General features: G+C 71.4%; 17 protein-coding genes. 8 read left to right on the top strand and 9 right to left on the bottom strand.

The window, feature by feature from the left end; translation table 11 throughout:
- Positions 1–48: 48 nt before the first annotated feature.
- From OG406_RS18305 to OG406_RS18285, 5 genes are all read right to left on the bottom strand, one after another.
- On the bottom strand, positions 49–1455 hold the full coding sequence (locus tag OG406_RS18305; RefSeq protein WP_329190867.1) for a HAMP domain-containing sensor histidine kinase: 1407 nt from the start codon (positions 1453–1455) through the stop codon (positions 49–51).
- Between the two features lie 147 nt (positions 1456–1602).
- On the bottom strand, positions 1603–2325 hold the full coding sequence (locus OG406_RS18300) for a response regulator transcription factor (protein WP_329186697.1): 723 nt from the start codon (positions 2323–2325) through the stop codon (positions 1603–1605).
- Positions 2326–2427: 102 nt separating this feature from the next.
- Positions 2428–4386 (bottom strand): amino acid transporter, encoded by a 1959-nt coding sequence (locus OG406_RS18295; RefSeq protein WP_326842631.1) that lies wholly within the window; start codon positions 4384–4386, stop codon positions 2428–2430.
- A 168-nt stretch (positions 4387–4554) separates the two neighbouring features.
- Positions 4555–6564, bottom strand: coding sequence for an APC family permease (locus OG406_RS18290; protein WP_203658773.1), 2010 nt, complete (start codon positions 6562–6564; stop codon positions 4555–4557).
- A gap of 64 nt (positions 6565–6628) precedes the next feature.
- Positions 6629–7237 (bottom strand): hypothetical protein, encoded by a 609-nt coding sequence (locus OG406_RS18285; protein ID WP_267051508.1) that lies wholly within the window; start codon positions 7235–7237, stop codon positions 6629–6631.
- A gap of 347 nt (positions 7238–7584) precedes the next feature.
- On the opposite strand from OG406_RS18285, the gene kdpF reads away from it, so the two are divergent.
- The 5 genes from kdpF (at position 7585) to OG406_RS18260 (ending at position 12882) form a co-directional block, all read left to right on the top strand.
- Positions 7585–7674 carry a K(+)-transporting ATPase subunit F gene (kdpF, locus tag OG406_RS18280; RefSeq protein WP_055544543.1) on the top strand — a complete coding sequence of 30 codons (90 nt, stop codon included), beginning with the start codon at positions 7585–7587 and terminating at the stop codon, positions 7672–7674.
- Between the two features lie 8 nt (positions 7675–7682).
- The gene (kdpA, locus tag OG406_RS18275) at positions 7683–9347 is read left to right on the top strand and encodes a potassium-transporting ATPase subunit KdpA (protein WP_329186695.1); all 1665 of its coding nucleotides are present in this window, start codon (positions 7683–7685) and stop codon (positions 9345–9347) included.
- Complete coding sequence (gene kdpB, locus OG406_RS18270) at positions 9344–11479, top strand: potassium-transporting ATPase subunit KdpB (protein ID WP_327409221.1); 2136 nt, start codon at positions 9344–9346, stop codon at positions 11477–11479. The genes kdpA and kdpB overlap by 4 nt, the downstream gene beginning before the upstream one ends.
- A 23-nt stretch (positions 11480–11502) precedes the next feature.
- Positions 11503–12171, top strand: coding sequence for a potassium-transporting ATPase subunit C (locus tag OG406_RS18265; protein WP_266847544.1), 669 nt, complete (start codon positions 11503–11505; stop codon positions 12169–12171).
- Between the two features lie 204 nt (positions 12172–12375).
- Positions 12376–12882, top strand: a complete 507-nt coding sequence (locus OG406_RS18260) for a GNAT family N-acetyltransferase (protein WP_164369540.1) — start codon at positions 12376–12378, stop codon at positions 12880–12882.
- 42 nt (positions 12883–12924) lie between these two features.
- Here OG406_RS18260 and OG406_RS18255 read toward each other — a convergent pair whose 3' ends face one another.
- The 3 genes from OG406_RS18255 to OG406_RS18245 all read right to left on the bottom strand — a co-directional run bounded on the left by OG406_RS18255 (position 12925) and on the right by OG406_RS18245 (position 15690).
- Complete coding sequence (locus tag OG406_RS18255) at positions 12925–13590, bottom strand: class F sortase (RefSeq protein ID WP_329186692.1); 666 nt, start codon at positions 13588–13590, stop codon at positions 12925–12927.
- Positions 13591–13850: 260 nt separating this feature from the next.
- Complete coding sequence (locus tag OG406_RS18250; RefSeq protein ID WP_266615563.1) at positions 13851–14570, bottom strand: hypothetical protein; 720 nt, start codon at positions 14568–14570, stop codon at positions 13851–13853.
- 550 nt (positions 14571–15120) lie between these two features.
- Complete coding sequence (locus OG406_RS18245) at positions 15121–15690, bottom strand: universal stress protein (RefSeq protein ID WP_329190864.1); 570 nt, start codon at positions 15688–15690, stop codon at positions 15121–15123.
- A gap of 267 nt (positions 15691–15957) precedes the next feature.
- On the opposite strand from OG406_RS18245, the gene OG406_RS18240 reads away from it, so the two are divergent.
- Positions 15958–16704 (top strand): SDR family NAD(P)-dependent oxidoreductase, encoded by a 747-nt coding sequence (locus tag OG406_RS18240; protein ID WP_326842626.1) that lies wholly within the window; start codon positions 15958–15960, stop codon positions 16702–16704.
- 89 nt (positions 16705–16793) lie between these two features.
- On the opposite strand, the gene OG406_RS18235 is transcribed toward OG406_RS18240, so the two are convergent.
- Positions 16794–17426: a hypothetical protein gene (locus OG406_RS18235; RefSeq protein WP_107482611.1), complete on the bottom strand. Its 633-nt coding sequence runs from the start codon at positions 17424–17426 to the stop codon at positions 16794–16796.
- 384 nt (positions 17427–17810) lie between these two features.
- Between OG406_RS18235 and hemL the strand changes: the two genes are divergently transcribed.
- A complete protein-coding gene (hemL, locus tag OG406_RS18230; RefSeq protein WP_267051514.1) occupies positions 17811–19127 on the top strand; it encodes a glutamate-1-semialdehyde 2,1-aminomutase in 1317 nt (438 codons plus the stop codon).
- On the top strand, positions 19124–19843 hold the full coding sequence (locus OG406_RS18225) for a histidine phosphatase family protein (protein ID WP_164369546.1): 720 nt from the start codon (positions 19124–19126) through the stop codon (positions 19841–19843). The genes hemL and OG406_RS18225 overlap by 4 nt, the downstream gene beginning before the upstream one ends.
- Positions 19844–19900 lie beyond the last annotated feature (57 nt).

Genomic DNA, 19900 nt, shown 5'->3' with positions numbered 1-19900 from the left:
CCCACCCACCGAACCGCACCACACCCGAAAACGCGCGCCGCCCTCGCCTCACGTGTCCGTCGTGAAGCCGATCACCGTGCCGCCTCCGGGGCGGGCGTGGGCGAACGGGGTGCCTCCGTGGGCTGTGGCGATCTCGCGGACGATGGAGAGGCCGAGGCCCGAGCCGGGGAGGCTGCGGGCGTCGGCGGTGCGGTAGAAGCGGTCGAAGACGCGGACGAGGTCGTCCTCGCCGATGCCGGGACCGCGGTCCAGGACCTCGACGCGCACCGGGCCGGGGCGGCCACCGGTTTCGCCGGGGCGGCCGGTCAGCACCACCTCGATCGGTGCCGTGCCGCCGCGGTCGAACTTGGCCGCGTTCTCCACGAGATTGGAGACCGCGCGCTGGAGGGCGGTGGGGCGGCCGTCGACCGTGGTGTCGCCGGTGACGTCGAGGGTGATCTCCCGGCCGGTGCGCCGGCGCGCGACGATCACGGCGTCCTCGGCGAGTTCGGCGAGGTCGAGGCGTCGCACGGGCTCGGTGTCGGACTGGCCGGCGGCGAGGGCGACCAGTTCGTTGACGAGGTCGGTCAGCTCGCGGGACTCCAGGGCGAGATCGGCGACGAGTTCCTCCCGGGCGTCCGGCGGGAGTTCGTCGATCCGGCGGAGCATGGAGATGTTCGTCCGCAGCGAGGTCAGCGGCGTACGCAGCTCGTGGCCCGCGTCCTGGACCAGCCGGCGCTGGTCCTCCTCGGACTGGGCCAGGCGGCCGAGCATCCGGTCGAAGGAGCGCCCGAGCCGGCCCACCTCGTCGTAGCCGGTGACCGGCACCTGGATGCCGAGATGCCCGGTGCGCGCCACGTCCTCGGCGGCCCCGGCGAGCCGTACCAGCCGCCGGGTGATGCGCCGCGCCAGCCACCAGCCGAAGAGCCCGGCGGCGATGACGACGGCCCCGACGAGCAGCACGGTCCGCTGCTGGAGTTCCCGCAGCAGGTCCTCCGTGTCGCTGAACTGCTGGGCGACCTGGACCGCGCCGCGGCCGCCGCCGAGGGAGACGGTCGCGAGCCGGTAGCGGTCGCCGGCGACGTCGACGTCCTTGTGCTCCTCGACCTTTCCGGCGACGGCGTCGTCGGAGACGTTGCGGTCGTGGCGGTCCACGGGCAGGGGCGGGGTGCCGCGGTCGACGACCGTGCCCCCCTCCCCGAGCACCTGCACGTCGGTGCGGCTGGGCCGGATGATGTCGTTGAGCGGGCCGTCGTGGTCGGGGTCGGAGACGGCGAAGTCCTGCGGTTGCAGGGGGTGCTCGCGTACCTGGTCGCGCAGGTCCTGGACGACCTCGGCGAAGACGGTCTGCTGGTCGACGCGCACCAGCCGGGCGGCGGCGTCGTAGCTGAGGAAGCCGACGAGGACGGTGACGGCGGCGGCGACGGCCGCGAAGGAGACGGTGAACACGGCGCGCAGGGAGGACAGCCGCCGCAGCCGTCCGGACGTGCCGGGGAACCGGGACGCCCAGGAGGGTCCCGGCCCGGCGGTGCGGCGCTGCGGGGTCGTTCCGGGCGCGGACGGTCCTTCGTCCCCGGGGTGGGCCGCCCGGCCGGGCCCGGGGTCCGCCGGACCGGGTGGCACTCAGTCCTCCCGCAGGACGTAGCCGACGCCCCGGACGGTGTGGATCAGGGACGGGCTTCCCGGCTCGTCGAGCTTGCGGCGGAGGTAGCCGACGTAGACGGCGAGGTTCTTGGAGCCCGGGCCGAAGTCGTAGCCCCAGATGCGGTCGTAGATCGTGGAGTGGTCGAGGACGATGCCGGCGTTGCGGACGAGGAGTTCGAGGAGTTCGAACTCGGTCCGGGTCAGCTCCAGCTCGCGCTGTCCGCGCCAGACCCGGCGGGCCTGGACGTCCATGCGCAGCCCGGCCACGGAGATCTGTGCGGTGGCGGCGCGCTGCTCGCGCGGCGCGGTGGGCGCGCTCTCGTCGAGGGAGCCGTTGCCGGTGCGGCGCAGCAGTGCGCGCAGCCGGGCGAAGACCTCCTCGACGTCGAACGGTTTGACCACGTAGTCGTCGGCGCCCGCGTCGAGGCCGGCGATGCGGTCGGCGGTCTCGACGAGTGCGGTGAGCATCAGGATCGGGGTGCGGTCGCCCTCGGCGCGCAGGACGCGGCAGACCTGGAGGCCGTCGATGCCGGGCATCATCACGTCGAGGACGAGGACGTCCGGTGGGGTGCGGTGGGCCTGGGCCAGTGCCTCCACCCCGTCGGCGACGGCCGTCACCTGGTAGCCCTCCAGGGTCAGCGCCCTTTCCAGGGCGTGACGGATGGCGCGGTCGTCCTCGGCGAGCAGCACATTCTGGGGCACCCGGCCAGTCTGCCAAGCATCGGACGGGTGCGGCCCGGCGGGCGGGTCCCGGGGCGGGCTTCTTACCGGCCTCTCACTCCGTCGGGCACTCCGTCGGGCAGGTCAGCCGACGTGGACGCGGGGGCGGCGGGTGCGGTCGGGTTCGGCCTCGCGGAGCACCTCGCGGGTGACGGGGGCGACCTCGCCCTGGCCGAAGAGGAAGAAGCGCAGGAAGTTGGTGAACGGGTTGCCCTCGGTCCATTCGAAGTAGACGTGCGGGATGCAGCCGGTGGTGTCGCGGACGTGCAGGAGCAGGGCGGCGAGCGCGTTGGGGATGGAGGAGGACTCCAGGGTGAGGATGCGGTAGCGGCCGTGCAGCACCTCGCCGCGTACGTTCATGACCGACTCGAACTCGGAGGGGTCGAGGACGGTGACCTCCAGGAAGACGAAGTCCTCCTGGGCGGGGAGGTCGTGGTCGGCGCGGATCTGCTCGATCTTCTCGCGGTACTCGGTGAGGTCGCGGTTGTCGGGTTCGTTGGCGATGAACCGGATGCGCCGGCTCGCGATGTCGCGGATGAACCGTTCGGCCATCGGGTCCACGGTCACGCTGGTGACGCGCAGCTCGAAGGCGCGGGCGAGGCGGGAGAGGAAGGAGACGAGGATGATGCCGGCGATGAAGCAGGCGCCGATCTTGACGCCGTCGGGGCGTTCGATGACGTTGACGACGGTCGTGTAGAGGAAGACCGCCGAGATGACGGCGAAGGCGATGGTCCAGTGTTTCTGGCGGGCCTTGCGGGCGGCGATGGTGACGGCGATGGCCGCGGAGCTGATCAGGACGAGGACGCCGGTGGCGTAGGCGCCGCCCTGGGCGTCGACGTCCGCGTCGAAGATCCAGGTGACGAGGAACGCGATCAGGATGAAGACGATCACCATGGGGCGGACGGCGCGCGCCCAGTGCGGGGCCATGCCGTAGCGGGGGAGGTAGCGCGGCATGAGGTTGAGGAGGCCGGCCATGGCGGAGGCTCCGGCGAACCACAGGATGGCGATGGTGGAGGCGTCGTAGACGGTGCCGAAGGCGTTGCCGAGGTACTCGTGGGCCAGGTAGGCGAGGGCGCGGCCGTTGGCCTGGCCGCCCGACTCGAACTCCTTCTCCGGGATCAGCACCGTGGTGATGAAGCTGGTCACGATGAGGAAGACGCTCATGATCGCGGCGGAGGTGGTGAGCAGTTTCTTCGTGCCGCGGATACGGCCCGCCGGGTTCTCCTCGGTGTCGGCGGTGTCGCCCTCGACGTGGGGCATGACGGCGACGCCGGTCTCGAAGCCGGAGAGGCCGAGGGCGAGTTTCGGGAAGACGAGCAGGGCGACGCCGACCATCGCGAGGACGTTGCCGTGCTCGGCGGTCAGGGCGGTGGACCAGTCGGTGACGACGTGTCCGTGGGTGGCGACCTGCCACAGGCCGGTCACCGCGACCACGACGTTGAGGCCGAGGTAGATGCCGACCAGGACCACGGCGACGCCGATGGCCTCCAGGAAGCCCTTGAGGAAGACGGCGCCGAGCAGGGCGACGAGGCCGAGGGTGATCACCATCTGCTTGTCGTGCAGGACGCTGTTCAGGTGAGGGTTCTCCACGAGGTGGGTGGAGGCGTCGGCCGCCGAGAGGGTGATGGTGATGAGGAAGTCGGTGGCCGCGAAGCCGAGCAGGGTGAGGACGAAGAGTTTGCCCTGCCAGAACGACAGGAGCCGTTCGAGCATCGCGATCGAGCCTTCGCCGTGCGGGCTCTCCTCGGCGACGCGGCGGTAGACCGGCAGTGCGCCCGCGAGGGTGACGACGACGAGCACGACGGTGGCGACGGGGGAGAGCAGGCCGGCGGCGAGGGCGGCGATGCCGGGCTGGTAGCCGAGGGTGGAGAAGTAGTCGACGCCGGTCAGGCACATGACGCGCCACCAGCGCTGGCCCTTGTGGACGGGCGCCGGGGCGGCGGGCCGGGGCAACTGTCGGCCCTTGCCCTTGCCCATGTCGGACAGGCCTTCCAGCATCCAGGCGCGCAGCCGGCTCGGCGGGGCGTGCTCGGGGCTGGCCATCGGTGGCTCTCCTGACGTACGGCTCGGCGATCGTTTCCGGCCATCGAGGAGACGGCGTCATCAGCGTATGCAGAGAGTGATCCATGGGCCCACGCCTGCCGGGGGCCTCCGCGTCAAGCTTGCGTTAAGACCCGCTGGTCGCGCATCACGGGGACGCCGCGGGGGCGGTTACGGGCGTCCCTGCCGGGTGGGTTGCGGCGGGACCGGCTCGCCCCGGCGGACCGCGCCCGGCGCACGGCCCGTCGGCCGGTTCGCGTGGGCGGAGGAGGTGAGCTGCCAGGGCACGCTCGTCACCATCACGCCCGGGGTGAACAGCAGCCGGCTCTTGAGCCACAGGGCGGACTGGTTGTGCAGGGCGTTCTCCCACCAGTGGCCGACGACGTACTCGGGGATGAAGACGGCGACGACGTCACGCGGGCTGTCGCGGCGCACCGAGCGCACGTATCCGACGACCGGGCGGGTGATCTCGCGGTACGGGGAGTCGACGACCTTCAGCGGCACGTCGATGGCGAGTTCCTCCCAGCGCCGGCGCAGTTCGTCCGTGTCCTCCGCGTCGACCGAGACGGTCAGGGCCTCCAGCCGGTCGGGGTGGATGGCGCGGGCGTAGGCGAGGGCCCGCAGGGTCGGTTTGTGGACCTTGGAGACGAGGACGATCGCGAGGACCCGGCCGGGCGGTACGAGTTCGGCGTGCGGGTCGGTCACCGCCAGCTCGGCCGCCGTGGCGTCGTAGTGGCGTCGGATCGCGCGCATCAGTACCCACAGCACGGTTGCGGCGAGGACGGCCAGCCACGCGCCCTGGGTGAACTTGGTGACCAGGACGATGAGCAGGACGATCCCGGTGAACACCGCGCCCACCGCGTTGATGACGCGGGCCGTGTGCTGACGGCGTCGGGCGGCCGGGTCGGGTTCTCCTCGCAGCGCGCGGTTCCAGTGCCGGACCATGCCGAGCTGGGACAGGGTGAAGGAGGTGAACACGCCGAGGATGTACAGGTGGATGAGGCTGGTGACGTTCGCCCGGTAGCCCCACAGCAGCAGGCCGGCGACGATCGCGAGGGCCAGGATGCCGTTGGAGAAGGCCAGTCGGTCGCCCCGGTTGTGCAGCTGGTGGGGCAGGTAGCGGTGCTGGGCGAGGATCGAGGACAGCAGCGGGAAGCCGTTGAAGGCGGTGTTCGCGGCGAGGATCAGGACGAGGGCCGTCACGGCCTGGATGAAGTAGAAGCCGAAGCTGCTCTCCCCGCCGAACACCGCCGCCGCGATCTGCGCGATGACCGTCCGCTGCGTGTAGCCGGCGCAGTCGCTCAGGCCGGTGAGCCGGCAGGAGTCGTCCGTGATGTGCACCTTGGCGACCAGCGCCAGCGTGGTGACCCCGACGAACATGAGGATCGCGAGGCCGCCCATCGCCGCGAGCGTCGAGGCGGCGTTGCGCGACTTGGGCTTGCGGAACGCCGGCACCCCGTTGGAGATCGCCTCCACGCCGGTCAGCGCCGTACAGCCGGAGGAGAACGCGCGCAGCACCAGCATCACCAGGGCGAGGCCGGTCAGATGGGCGTCGGAGGGGGCGGCCCGGACTCCGTAGGCGGCGCTCTCGGCGACCGGCGCGTCCCCGAGGGCGTACCGGATCAGCCCGGTGATCACCATGATCAGGACGCCGCCGATGAACAGGTACGTCGGTGCGGCGAAGGCCCGGCCCGACTCGCGCATCCCGCGCAGGTTGATGGCGGCGAGGACGGCGACGAAGACGAGGGCCATCAGGACGCGCTGATGGGCGAGCGCGGGGATCGCCGAGATGATGTTGTCCACGCCTGAGGCGACGGACACGGCGACCGTCATCACGTAGTCGACCAGCAGGGACGCGGCGACGACCAGACCGGCCGAGGGGCCGAGGTTCGTGGACGCCACCTCGAAGGAGCCGCCACCGCTCGGGTAGGCGTGCACCACCTGCCGGTACGACAGCACCACGACCGTCAGGAGCACGACCACGGCGCCCGCGATCCAGGGCGTGAAGTGCAGGTACGTCAGGCCGCCGAGGGTGAGGACGAGCAGGATCTCCTGCGTCGCGTAGGCCACGGACGACAGGGGGTCGGAGGCGAAGATGGGCAGGGCGAGCCGTTTGGGCAGCAGGGTCCCGTGCAGCTCGTCGCTGCGCATCGCCCTGCCGATCACGAGCCGTTTGAGCATCCCCGTCACGTTCAGCACGGGCGGAGGGTAAGCCGGGACAGGGGGGTGCGGGTGCTCCCGACACTCAGTCCAGCCCGGACACCTTGAACACCGCCCGTGCGGCCTCGTCGTCGACGCGCTCGCTCACGCGGCGCAACGCGGTCGCCCCGCAGACGAGGGAGCCGCGCAGCGCGGAGGTGCGGGCGTCGTCGTCGAGGCGGTGCCACAGCGCCGGGTTGGCGACCAGCAGCCGCGGGTCGATCTCGACGCGTGCGCCGGAGGTGTCGCGCAGGACGAGCCGCTGCCCGACCCCGTCCAGGCAGCGCACCGACACCAGGTGGTCGGTGCGGACCCGCCGGGTGCCGAGGAGTCCGCAGGTGCTCAGCCAGCCCTCGCCGACGGCGACGCGGGCCGGGTACAGGACGAGGAGGAGCAGCGCGGCGAGTCCCGTCCACAGCAGGACGCGCGGGCCGGTGAGGGTGCCGGCCGCGTGGTCGATCAGCAGCAGGAGGGCGAGGAGGAGGGCCGAGCAGCGGACCGCGCTGCGCAGGTCCCGGGCCCAGTGGAGGTCGTGCGCCACCTCGGGGGAGGGGGAGGGCTCTGAGGAGGGCTCCGCGGAGGTGTGCGGGGCCGGGCCGGGGGCCCGGTGCGGGGGCAGTCCGAGCGCTTCACGCGGATCGTCGCGGCGTTCCATGTCCTCGACGGTAGGCATCCGCGCGGCCGGATCCGGCATGCCTTGACGGGTCTCTGACGTGCCGCGGCGTCAAGGACGCGACAGGGCCGGGGCGCTCGCCGCCGGCCGGCGCGGAGCGGCCCGGCGCGGGTTGCGGGCCGCCCCGTAAGAGACCCGTCAAGGGGACGCCGTGCCCCGTATGGGAGGCGTCAACGGTGGCCGAAACGGGTCGTCGGGGCGGTTTCCTCTAGTCGTCAGTTCGTTCCGAACCTCATCTAGGAGCTCACGATGGCCGACGTGGCCTTCGTCGTCACCACGATCGCGGTGTTCGCGCTGGTGGCCCTCGTCGCCAAGGGGGTGACGAAGCTGTGACCGCCGAGAACATCGTCGGCCTGATCGTGGCCGTCGCCCTGCTGGGCTATCTCGTCCTCGCCCTCGTCTTCCCGGAGAGGTTCTGAGCACTGTCATGAGCCCCGTCCTCGCCGGCGTCCTCCAGCTGCTCGCCCTCATAGCGGCGCTGGCCCTCGCCTACCGTCCCCTCGGCGACCACATGGCCCGGGTCTACTCCTCCGACAAGCACCTGCGCGTCGAGAAGTGGATCTACAAGGGCATCGGCGCCAACCCGGACGCCCAGATGCGCTGGCCCGCCTACCTGCGCGGTGTCCTCGCCTTCTCGGCGGTCAGCGTCCTCTTCCTCTACCTGCTCCAGCGGCTCCAGGGCCACCTGCCCGGCTCGCTCGGCTTCGCCGCGATCGACCCGGACCAGGCGTTCAACACCGCCGCGTCCTTCGTGTCGAACACCAACTGGCAGTCCTACTACGGCGAACAGGCCATGGGCCACGTCGTGCAGACCGGCGGCCTCGCGGTGCAGAACTTCCTGTCCGCCTCGGTCGGCATCGCCGTCGCCGTCGCCCTCGTGCGCGGCTTCGCCCGGTCCCGCACCGGTGAACTGGGCAACTTCTGGTCCGACCTGGTGCGCGGCACCGTCCGCATCCTGCTGCCGATCTCGGTGATCGCCGCGATCGTCCTCGTCGCGTGCGGCGCCCTCCAGAACTTCTCCGGCATCCACGCGGTCGGCCAGTTCTTCGGCGGCTCGCAGCAGTGGAACGGCGGGGCGGTCGCCTCCCAGGAGGCCATCAAGGAGCTGGGCACCAACGGCGGCGGCTACTTCAACGCCAACAGCGCCCACCCCTTCGAGAACCCCACCCCGTTCACCAACCTCTTCGAGATCTTCCTGATCCTCCTCATCCCGTTCGCCCTGACCCGCACCTTCGGCCGCATGGTCGGCTCACTGCGCCAGGGCTACGCGATCCTCGCCACGATGGTGACCATCTGGATCGGCTTCACCGCGCTGATGATGTGGACCGAATTCGCCCACCACGGCCCGGCGTTCGACATCGCCGGCGGGGCGATGGAGGGCAAGGAGACCCGCTTCGGGGTCGGCGGCTCGTCGATCTTCGCGGTGGCCACCACCCTGACGTCGACCGGCGCGGTGGACTCCTTCCACTCCTCCTTCACCGGCCTCGGCGGCGGTATCACCATGCTGGGCATGCAGCTCGGCGAGATCGCCCCCGGCGGTACCGGATCCGGTCTCTACGGCATGCTCGTCATGGCGATCATCGCGGTGTTCATCGCCGGCCTGATGGTCGGCCGCACCCCCGAGTACCTGGGCAAGAAGATCGGCACCCGCGAGATCAAGTTCGCGGCGATCTACATCCTCGTCACCCCGGCACTCGTGCTGGTCTTCACCGCCGCCGCGATGGCCCTGCCCACCCCGGGCAACTCGATGACCAACAGCGGGGCGCACGGATTCTCCGAGATCCTGTACGCCTACACGTCGGGCGCCAACAACAACGGTTCGGCGTTCGCCGGTCTGAACGCCGACACGCAGTGGTTCAACAGCACCATCGGACTCGCGATGCTGCTCGGCCGCTTCCTGCCCATGGTGTTCGTCCTCGCCCTCGCCGGATCGCTCGCCGAACAGAAACCGGTCCCGGCGACCGCGGGCACCCTGCGCACCGAAAAGCCCCTGTTCACCGGGCTGTTGGTGGGCGCGATCCTGATCATCACCGGTCTGACCTACTTCCCGGCCCTCGCCCTGGGCCCGCTGGCCGAGGGGCTGGCGTCATGACCACTCGTACCGAGAACCAAGAGGACGCGATGTCCACAGCCACTCCGGCCCGGGCGCCGCACAGCGACCTGCCGACCGGTCACCACCAGGACGAGGGAAAGGTCGGCGCGGGGCTGTTCGACCCGAAGCAACTGCTGCGGTCGCTGCCCGACGCCTTCCGCAAGCTGGACCCGCGGATCATGGTCAAGTCGCCCGTGATGTTCGTGGTCCTCATCGGCTCCGTACTGACCACGGTGTTCTCCTTCAAGGACCCGGGCGACTGGTTCGGCTGGGCGATCAGCGCCTGGCTGTGGCTCACCGTCGTCTTCGCCAACCTCGCGGAGGCGGTGGCCGAGGGGCGCGGCAAGGCGCAGGCCGACACCCTGCGCAGGGCCAAGACCGACACCGTCGCCCGCCGGCTCTCCGCCGACGGCCGCACCGAGGAGCGGGTGCCCGGCACCGAGCTGCGCATCGGTGACCTCGTGGTCTGCGAGGCGGGCGACATCATCCCCGGCGACGGTGACGTCGTCGAGGGCGTGGCGTCCGTCGACGAGTCCGCCATCACCGGCGAATCCGCCCCGGTCATCCGGGAGTCGGGCGGCGACCGCTCGGCCGTCACCGGCGGCACGAAGGTCCTCTCCGACCGCGTCGTCATCAAGATCACGACGAAGCCCGGCGAGACCTTCATCGACCGGATGATCGCCCTCGTCGAGGGCGCCGCACGGCAGAAGACGCCCAACGAGATCGCGCTGAACATCCTCCTCGCGTCCCTCACCATCGTGTTCCTGCTCGCGGTGGCGACCCTGCCGCCCTTCGCGGACTACGCGGGCACCCACCTCACGATGATCGTCCTGGTGGCCCTCCTGGTCTGCCTGATCCCCACCACCATCGGCGCGCTGCTCTCCGCGATCGGTATCGCGGGCATGGACCGGCTGGTGCAGCGCAACGTCCTCGCCATGTCCGGCCGGGCGGTCGAGGCCGCCGGGGACGTGTCGACGCTGCTCCTCGACAAGACCGGCACCATCACCCTCGGCAACCGGCAGGCCGCCGAGTTCCTGCCGGTGGCGGGCACGACCGAGGCGGAGGTCGCCGACGCCGCCCAGCTCTCCTCGCTGGCCGACGAGACGCCCGAGGGCCGCTCGATCGTCGTCCTGGCGAAGGAGAAGTACGGGCTGCGCGAGCGGCACCAGGGCGAGCTGTCGGGCGCCGAGTGGATCGCCTTCACCGCCCAGACCCGGATGTCGGGCGTGGACGTCGACGGGCGCAAGATCCGTAAGGGCGCGGCGGGTTCGGTCGTGGCCTGGGTCGAGGAGAGGGGCGGCAGGGTGTCCGAGGACGCCGCCACGCTCACCGACCGGATCGCCGGGGCGGGCGGCACTCCGCTGCTCGTGGCGGTCGAGGACGCGCGCGGCGCCCGTGTCCTGGGCGTCATCCACCTCAAGGACGTCGTCAAGGACGGCATGCGCGAGCGGTTCGACGAACTGCGCCGCATGGGCATCAGGACCGTCATGATCACGGGTGACAACCCGTTGACGGCAAAGGCCATCGCCGACGAGGCGGGCGTCGACGACTTCCTCGCGGAGGCGACGCCCGAGGACAAGATGGCGCTGATCAAGCGGGAGCAGGCGGGCGGCAAGCTCGTCGCGATGACCGGCGACGGCACCAACGACGCGCCCGCCCTCGCGCAGGCGGACGTCGGCGTCGCGATGAACACGGGCACGTCGGCCGCGAAGGAGGCCGGCAACATGGTCGACCTCGACTCGAACCCGACCAAGCTCATCGAGATCGTCGAGATCGGCAAGCAACTGTTGATCACCCGAGGCGCGTTGACGACCTTCTCGATCGCCAACGACGTCGCCAAGTACTTCGCGATCATCCCGGCGCTGTTCGCCGCGGTCTACCCGGGCCTGGACAAGCTCAACATCATGCACCTGTCCTCGCCCGACACCGCGATCCTGTCCGCGGTGATCTTCAACGCGCTGATCATCATCGCGCTGGTCCCGCTCGCCCTGCGGGGAGTGCGGTACCGGCCGGTCAGCGCCGACAAGCTGCTGCGGCGCAACCTCGGGATCTACGGCCTCGGCGGACTGGTCGCGCCCTTCGTCGGCATCAAGCTCATCGACCTGCTCATCTCCCTCATCCCCGGGCTGTAACTCTCTGAAAGCGTGCTGATCCCATGAACAACTCGGTTACGAACACGGCCCGGTTGCTGGGGGCCGGACTGCGGGCGCTCCTGGTGCTCACCGTGGTGACGGGGGTGATCTACCCGCTCGCCGTCACCGGGGTGGCCCAGGGCCTGTTCCCCGGCCGGGCGAACGGCTCGGAGATCACGGCGAACGGCAAGGTCGTCGGCTCGTCCCTGATCGGCCAGGCCTACAACCTCCCGCTGAAGAAGGGCCAGGAGACCCCGGAGCCCGACCTGAAGTGGTTCCAGGGCCGCCCGCAGAACGGCCTCGGCACCAACAGCGTCAACACCCGGTACAAGCTGATCCTGTCCGGGGCGACCAACCGCTCCGGTGACAACGCCGACCTGATCAAGTGGGTCAAGGACGCCAAGGCCGCCGTCGTCAAGGACAACTCGACCGCCGACTACAAGGTCAGGCCCTCCGACGTCCCCGCCGAGGCGGTCACGTCCTCCGGCTCCGGCCTCGACCCGGACATCTCCCCCGACTACGCGGACCTCCAGGTCCACCGCGTCGCGGAGAAGAACGGGCTTCCGGTCGCCCAGGTGGAGAAGCTGGTCGGCGAACACACCGACGGCCGCACCCTCGGCTTCGTCGGCGAGCCCCGCGTCAACGTGCTCGAACTCAACATCGCGCTGAAGGACCTCATGGCGAAGGGCTGAGCGCCGCGAGCCGCGCGCAGGCAGGCTTCACGCACCGGCGGGAGCCGGCGATCCGGGACACCTCCCGCGACCGCCGGCTCCCGCCGCCCTGAGGTCCGGAGCGTCCGGAGGGTCCGGAGGTCCGGTGGGTTCGGAGGTCCGGAGTCCGGAGGTCCGGATAAAAAGGGGAGGCGCCGTGCCGGACCTCGTTGAAGACTCACCCCCATGACCGAACTCACCACGCCACCCCGCCTCGTGGCGCCCACGCCCGCCGTGCGGGACTCCTACCTCGCCGGTGAACGCGCCGACTGCGCGGCGGAGAACAGGAGCACCGACTCGATCGACCTGGCCGCGGCGGACTTCGCGGCCTACGCGGAGGAGCGGCGCGGCACCCGGACCCGCTGGGGCGTCCCCTCCACCGTCTTCTGGTACGTCTCCGGCGCGCACTACCTCGGCAGCCTCGTCGTCCGGCACGAACTGACCCCGGAACTGGCCGAGGTCGGCGGCCATGTCGGCTACCACGTCGTCACCCCCTGGCGCCGTCGCGGCCACGCCACCCGGATGCTCGCCGCGGGCCTCACCGAATGCCGCCGTCTCGGCCTGGACCGGGTCCTGCTGACCTGCGACCAGGACAACGAGGCCTCCCGCCGGGTGATCCGCGCCAACGGTGGCGTCCCCGACGGCCGGATCCGCGGCGAGGACCGCTTCTGGATCGGTGTCGGGGACGCGTGAACGGGAGTCCCGGACGAGAGCCGGCGTCCGGTCGCCCGTCCGTCACACGAGGTGGGCGAAGACCACCAGGTTCTCGGTGTAGTCCTTGGCGGAGCGGTCGTAGTTCCCGGCGCAGGTGATCAGGCGGACCTGGGCGTCGGGAGTGTCGGCGTACACCCGCTCGTCGGGGAAGTCGTCCTTCTCGAAGGTGTCCGAGCTGTCCACGGCGAACGTCGCCGTCCGGCCGTCGGACCGCTTGACGCTGAACTTGTCGCCCTTCTTCAGGTCGCTCAGACCGGCGAACACGGCGGCGGAGGTCTTCGTGTCGACGTGCCCGGCGATGATCGCCGCACCGCGCTCACCGGGCGAGACACCCTTGGCGTACCAGCCGACCAGGTTCACGTCGTCCGCGGGCGGCGGTTCGAGCCGGCCCGAGTCGTCGATGGTGAGCTCGGTGAACGGCGCGTCCACCTCGATCTTCGGGATGAGCAGCCGCGTCGGTTCCGCGCGGGGCAGGTACGTGCCGGACGGGTGGGCCGCCGAGGACGCGGAGGAGGACGCGGCGGGGGCCGCCGCCGCGCGGGACGCACCGTGGGTGCCGTTCGCGTCGTCGTGACCGCGGAACATGCTCGTGACCATGACGATCGCGATGCCCGCGCACCACACGATCCAGGTCAGACGCCGCCGGGGATTGCGGGTCTCGGCGGGAAAGGACGACCGGGCTGCCATCGGGCACCACCTCATCGGGTCGGGCAGCGGAACGAACAAGGGGCAGTCAGGCACCCCCGGGCGTACGGCGAGCGCGGTGACTGCGGGAGAAGCGGTGGAGCGGACTCGGCGGGAGGAGCGGCGGGGGCGCGCCGTGTCGGGCGCGCCCCGTGCGGCCCGGAGCCATGCGTAGGCAGCAAGGGGGGGGCTGACGGGAAGCCGGCCGGGCCGCCACGGAGTACGTGGGGTGGCGGCCCGGGCCACTATGTCGTCAGGCATGGTCAGGCCACACCGCCCTCGGCGTTCCTACGGCGCACCACGTAGACGCCCGCGGCCGCGAGACCGAGGACCGCGACACCGCCGGCCGTGACACCCGGCGTGGCGAGCCCGCCGCCACCGGTGTGCATGCCGCCGTGCGGCTTCTCCTCCTCGTCCTTGCCCTTCTCCCACGAGCCCTTGTCGCCCTTGTCCTGCTCGGAGTCCCAGGACTTCTCCTGGTCGGAGCCCGAGGACTCCTTGTCCTTGTAGGTCTCCGGGTCGTACTTCTTGTCGCCCTTGGACGAGTCGTCCGTCTTGACGGCCGTCAGCGCGCCGCCGCCGGTGTGCATGCCGCCCTGGGGCTTCTCCTCCTCGTCCTTGCCCTTCTCCCACGAGCCCTTGTCGTGCTCCGAGTCCGAGGACTCCTTGTCGCCCTTGGACCAGTCGCCCGACTCCTTGTCCTTGTCGCCCTTGGACCAGTCGTCGCCGGTGACGGTCGTCAGCGCGCCGCCGCCGGTGTGCATGCCGCCATTCGGCTTCTCGTGCCACGAGCCCTTGTCGTGGTCGGCGTCCTTGTCGTGCTCCTTGCTGTAGGAAGAGGAGGAGTCGTCGTGCTCCTTGGTCGAGGAGGACGAGGAGTCGTGGTCCCAGTCGCCGGCCGTGACGGCGTAGGCGCCGGGGGCGGCGATCGCGAGAGCGGCGGTGGCCGTCGCGGCAGCGAGGAGCATGCGGGCAGATCGCATTGTCGGAGTCCTTCCGTCAGGACCGGGCAGCTGACCTCTTGTCAGCACACGTGAACCCGGCCCGACGTGATCCACCGTCATTCCGATCGACCCGGCCCACCACTTGGGACGCACGCTCGGCCCACTCCCGCGGCCACCCCCATCGGCCGTCCCGTTCGCCCACCTGAGAACGGCCGCACCTTTCTGACCTGCTCGTTCGACGCGAGCCCCCGGCGTGTCGCGGAGCCCGCGAGGCGCTCTGTGCTTGACCCGATCGGCGGCGACACGTCTGCTCACCGTCCCGGGCGTGGCGCCGACCGCTGCGGCGCCCGACCGCGACGCCGGGATCGGCCACGGGGCGTCAGCTCCCCTCGTCAGCTCCTCTCGTCCGGGGCGGACACGGGCGTCGGATCGGGGCGCCCGGGGCGGGTGGGTACGGGCCGTCAGATCCCGACGTCCCGGCGGTTCATGTCCGCGGGGGCGGTTGCGGCGCCGCCCCTCGTGTACGCGAACAACCAGCTCCTCCGGCGTCCGGGTGAGGGCGGTCGGTGCTCCTCGGGCCGAGGGGCGTTCAGCGGCTGTCGGCCGTCAATTCCCTTGCGTCGACGGGCAAATGGAGACCGATCCTGCGCTGGACCGCCGCGAGGTCGCTCACCAGGGGAGAGGGCGGTACGGCGAGGACGGGGCAGTCGGCGTGGGCGACGCAGTACCGGGCGACGGAGGGAAGCAGCGCGCGGCGCAGCGGGCCGCGCCCCCCGGTCCCGACCACCAGGAGATCGTCCTCACCGGCGCTCTCCACGAGCGCGGGCCCGGTCACGCCCTGGACGACCACCGCCTGGAACGGCACCTCGGGCCCGTCGGGTCCGAAGGCCGAGCCGAGCGCGTCGAGGAGCCGCCGGCCGGCGTCCTGACGGAGGTCCTCCAGCGGCAGGGGGCAGACGGCACGCCGGTACGCGTAGGTGCCGCCGGGCGGCTCCCAGGCGAGCACGGCCAGCAGATCGGCGCCGCTGCGGCGGGCCTCGTACGCGGCCCGGTGCAGCGCGGCCAGGCTCCCCGGCGACCCGCTCACCCCGACGACGACGCGTCGCCGCCCGGCATCGGGGCGGCCGCCGTCGCCGCCCGCACCGCTCGCCCCGCCCACACCCGCACCCGTAGCGCGCACCGTGTTCCTCCCCGTCCCTCACCGGCGACCGTCCGCCGTACGAACGCCCAGGTATCCGTTGCCCAGGATTCGGCCGGTCTCCCATGGAAGGCGCGGGCGGGCCGGGTGTCCGGTGTGTTGACGCCTCCCTGACCCGCCGGACGGCCGCCCTGACGCGCCTTTGACACCGGCCCGACCGCCGTCCTTCCCGCGGCTGGCACACTGGCCGGCTGAACGGCGGGAAGCGGCGGGAAGCGAGGACGGGCGATGGCGAGCGTGCGGGACGGGAACAGGACCACCGTGGTGACGGGCGGCAGCCGGGGGATCGGCGCCGCCGTGTGCCGGCGGCTGGCCGAGGACGGGCACGACGTCGTGATCGGCTACCGGTCCGACGCCGCGGCGGCCGAGACGGTCGCCGAGGAGGTCCGTGCCGCGGGCCGCCGGTGTCTGACCGTGGCGGTCGACACGTCCGACGCCGGCGCGGTCGACCGGCTCTTCGACGCGGCGGCGGCCGAACTCGGTCCGGTCACCGGGCTGGTGAACAACGCCGGGATCAGCGGCCCCAACGGCCGCCTCGCCGACGCCGACCCGGCCGGCATGCGGCAGGCCCTGGAGGTCAACGTCCTCGGCTATCTGCTGTGCGCGCGCCGCGCGGTACGGGAGATGACCGCGGCGGGCGGGGGAGCGATCGTCAACATCTCCTCCGCCGCGGCGACGCTGGGCAGCCCGGGCCAGTACGTCCACTACGCCGCCGCGAAGGCCGCCGTCGACGCACTCACGATCGGCCTGTCCAAGGAGGTCGCGGCCGACGGCATCCGGGTGAACTGCGTCGCCCCCGGCACGGTCTGGACCGACTTCCACGAGGACCCCGACCGCCCGGCCCGCGTCGCCGCGGCCGTCCCCCTGGGCCGGGCGGGCCGCCCGGACGAGATCTCCGGCGCGGTGTCCTGGCTCCTGTCCCCCGACGCGTCGTACACGACGGGCGCGGTGCTGAGGGTGGCGGGCGGGCTGTAGGGCGGCGCGGAGAGGTTCACCCCGATACGACCGGGGTACGCGAAAGGCGGGGTCCTGGACCCCGCCCCGTGCATCCGATACGCCTCAGCTCAGGGCCACACCAGACAGTACGGCTGGTGGCCCGCCTCGTGGAGGCGGTGGGAGAAGTCCTGCCATTCGTGGAGCAGCTGGTACACGTTGAACGCGTCGCGGGGGCCGCCGCGGTCCGGGACCGTGGACCAGATGAAGGCGGCCGCGCCGACCGCCTCCTCGCCGATGCCGCGGAGCGGGTCGACGACCGTCATGGGGAGCTTGACCACGGCGTAGTCGGGGTGGAGGACGACCAGTTCCAGCGGGGGGACCTTGTGCAGGGGGACGCCCTCTATGCCGGTGAGGACCATCGCGGCCATCGTCTCCGGCTTGATCTTGGTGAACATGCCGTTCATCCCGAGCTCGTCGCCGCCGAGCTCCTCGGGGCGCATCGAGATCGGGACCCGGGCCGCCGTCGCGCCGTCCGGAGCGCCGAAGTATTTGTACGTCACCCCCACCCGGCCACCATTCCCGCTTCCCGCCCGCAGCCGCTCCACCGAGCCGTCACCGCGCTCGGGATCGCCCTGCGGTCCCTGTGCCTGTCCTGCCCGTGTGCCGGCCGCTTCCTCCGCCTCGCGTCGGTGCCTTCCCCGCCGGGCACGCCGAGGACCGAGGTCATCGGTCCCCTCGCCCAGTCCGCCACCGCGATGCATATCTCCACCCGACTGCTTTTCTAAGGCGCGCGACCCCCGCCACGCAACCCGATCATCGTGACAGTGACCTCCCCCACGGCCGCACGCCGAAACGTACGCTGAAACACCTGTCCGCGGGATCTTCGCGGCCCCTGAACACCATGGTTCATGTGAGCTGTCCGTCCGTAGCCCCAGTTTCGCAGATGGCCGGGCGAAGGAGGCCGGTTGTCGTACCGGGCTCCTCTCCGGCCCTCCGCGATGGCCGGGATCATTCCTCTCTGGAGCCGTACGTCGGGCCGCGCCCGTCCGTTCACGGTTCCCGGTTCTTCCCCTCCCGGGTCCCCGGAGTCCCTGGCCTACCCTGAGGTAGTCACTAGCCCCCCGGAGTCGGAGACGTCGCAGGTCATGACCGAACTGCCTTATCCCTACGAAGCCCCAGCCTCGCAGTCGCTGTTCGACCGTGCGGCCGCCGTCACCCCTGGTGGCGTGAACTCGCCGGTGCGCGCCTTCCGAGCCGTGGGCGGTACGCCCCGGTTCATGGTGTCCGGCACCGGTCCGTACCTCACCGACGCCGACGGCCGTGAGTACGTCGACCTCGTCTGCTCCTGGGGTCCCATGATCCTCGGGCACTCCCACCCCGAGGTCATCGCCGCCGTCCAGGAGGCCGTCTCCCGCGGTACGTCCTTCGGCACGCCCGGTGAGGGAGAGGTCGCCCTCGCCGAGGAGATCGTCGCCCGCATCGAGCCCGTCGACCAGGTCCGGCTCGTCTCCAGCGGCACCGAGGCGACGATGTCGGCCATCCGGCTCGCGCGTGGGTTCACCCGGCGGGCGAAGGTGATCAAGTTCGCCGGCTGCTACCACGGCCACGTCGACTCGCTGCTCGCCGCGGCGGGCAGCGGCCTCGCCACCTTCGCCCTGCCGGACACCCCCGGTGTCACCGGCGCGCAGGCCGGCGACACCATCGTCCTGCCCTACAACGACCTCGAAGCCGTGCACGCCGCGTTCCACGCGCACCCCGGTGAGATCGCCTGCGTGATCACCGAGGCCTCGCCCGGCAACATGGGCGTCGTGCCGCCCGCGCCCGGGTTCAACCAGGGACTGAAGGACGCCTGCGCGAAGAACGGCGCCCTGTTCGTCTCCGACGAGGTGATGACCGGCTTCCGCACGAGCAGGGCCGGCTGGTTCGGGATCGACGGTGTGCGCCCCGACCTGATGACCTTCGGCAAGGTGATGGGCGGCGGCTTCCCGGCCGCGGCGTTCGGCGGCCGCGAGGACGTCATGGCGCACCTCGCGCCGGCCGGGCCGGTGTACCAGGCGGGCACGCTCTCCGGTAACCCCGTCGCCACCGCCGCGGGTCTCGCGCAGCTGCGGCTGCTCGACGACGCGGCGTACGACAAGGTCGACGCGGTGTCCGAGCGGATCCGGACGCTGGTGACCGAGGCGCTCACCAAGGAGGGTGTGACCCACCGGCTGCAGAGCGCCTCGAACATGTTCTCCGTGTTCTTCACGGGACGCGAGGTGCGCGACTACGAGGGTGCGAAGGCGCAGGAGTCGTTCCGCTACACCGCGTTCTTCCACTCGATGCTGGCGCAGGGTGTGTACCTGCCGCCGTCCTCGTTCGAGTCGTGGTTCGTGTCGACGGCCCATGACGACCAGGCGGTTCAGCGGATCGCCGACGCCCTTCCGGCGGCGGCACGGGCAGCGGCGGAGGCCACGGCATGAGCGAGTCCATCGGCACGAACGGCGCCGCCGGCGGCACGGGCGAGGACGACATCACCGTCGTCCACCTGATGCGGCACGGCGAGGTCGCCAACCCGGACGGGGTGCTCTACGGGCGGCTGGCCGGCTACCACCTCTCCGAGCTGGGCCGGCAGATGGCTGACCGGGTGGCCGAGCACCTCGCGCCGCGTGACATCACCCACGTCGTCGCCTCGCCGCTGGAGCGGGCCCAGGAGACGGCCACGCCGATCGCGAAGTCGCACGGTCTCGACCTGGCGACCGACGGGCGGCTCATCGAGGCGGAGAACGTCTTCCAGGGCAAGACCTTCGGGGTCGGGGACGGCGCGCTGCGCCGGCCGGAGAACTGGAAGCACCTCGTCAACCCGTTCAAGCCGTCCTGGGGCGAGCCCTACGTCGACCAGGTCGTGCGGATGATGGGCGCGCTGGACGCGGCCAAGGACGCCGCGCGCGGCCACGAGGCGGTGCTGGTGAGTCATCAGTTGCCGATCTGGATCGTGCGCAGCTATGTGGAGAAGCGGCGGCTGTGGCACGACCCGCGCAAGCGGCAGTGCACGCTCGCCTCCCTGACGACCTTCACCTACCGCGGCGACAAGATCGTGTCCGTGGGCTACAGCGAGCCCGCGCGCGACCTGGTGCCGGCCCATCTCCTCGCGGGCGCCAAGCCGGTGAAGGGCAAGGACAAGGCATTCGGGGCCTGACGGCCAAATGAGCGCATATTCGTAAAATCATATAAATCTGCGCGAGTTATACGGAAC

The sequence above is a fragment of the Streptomyces sp. NBC_01428 genome (assembly GCF_036231965.1).
Lineage (GTDB): Bacteria > Actinomycetota > Actinomycetes > Streptomycetales > Streptomycetaceae > Streptomyces.
The sequence above is the reverse complement of the archived record's forward strand: the minus strand, read 5'-3'. Positions and strand labels throughout refer to the sequence as shown.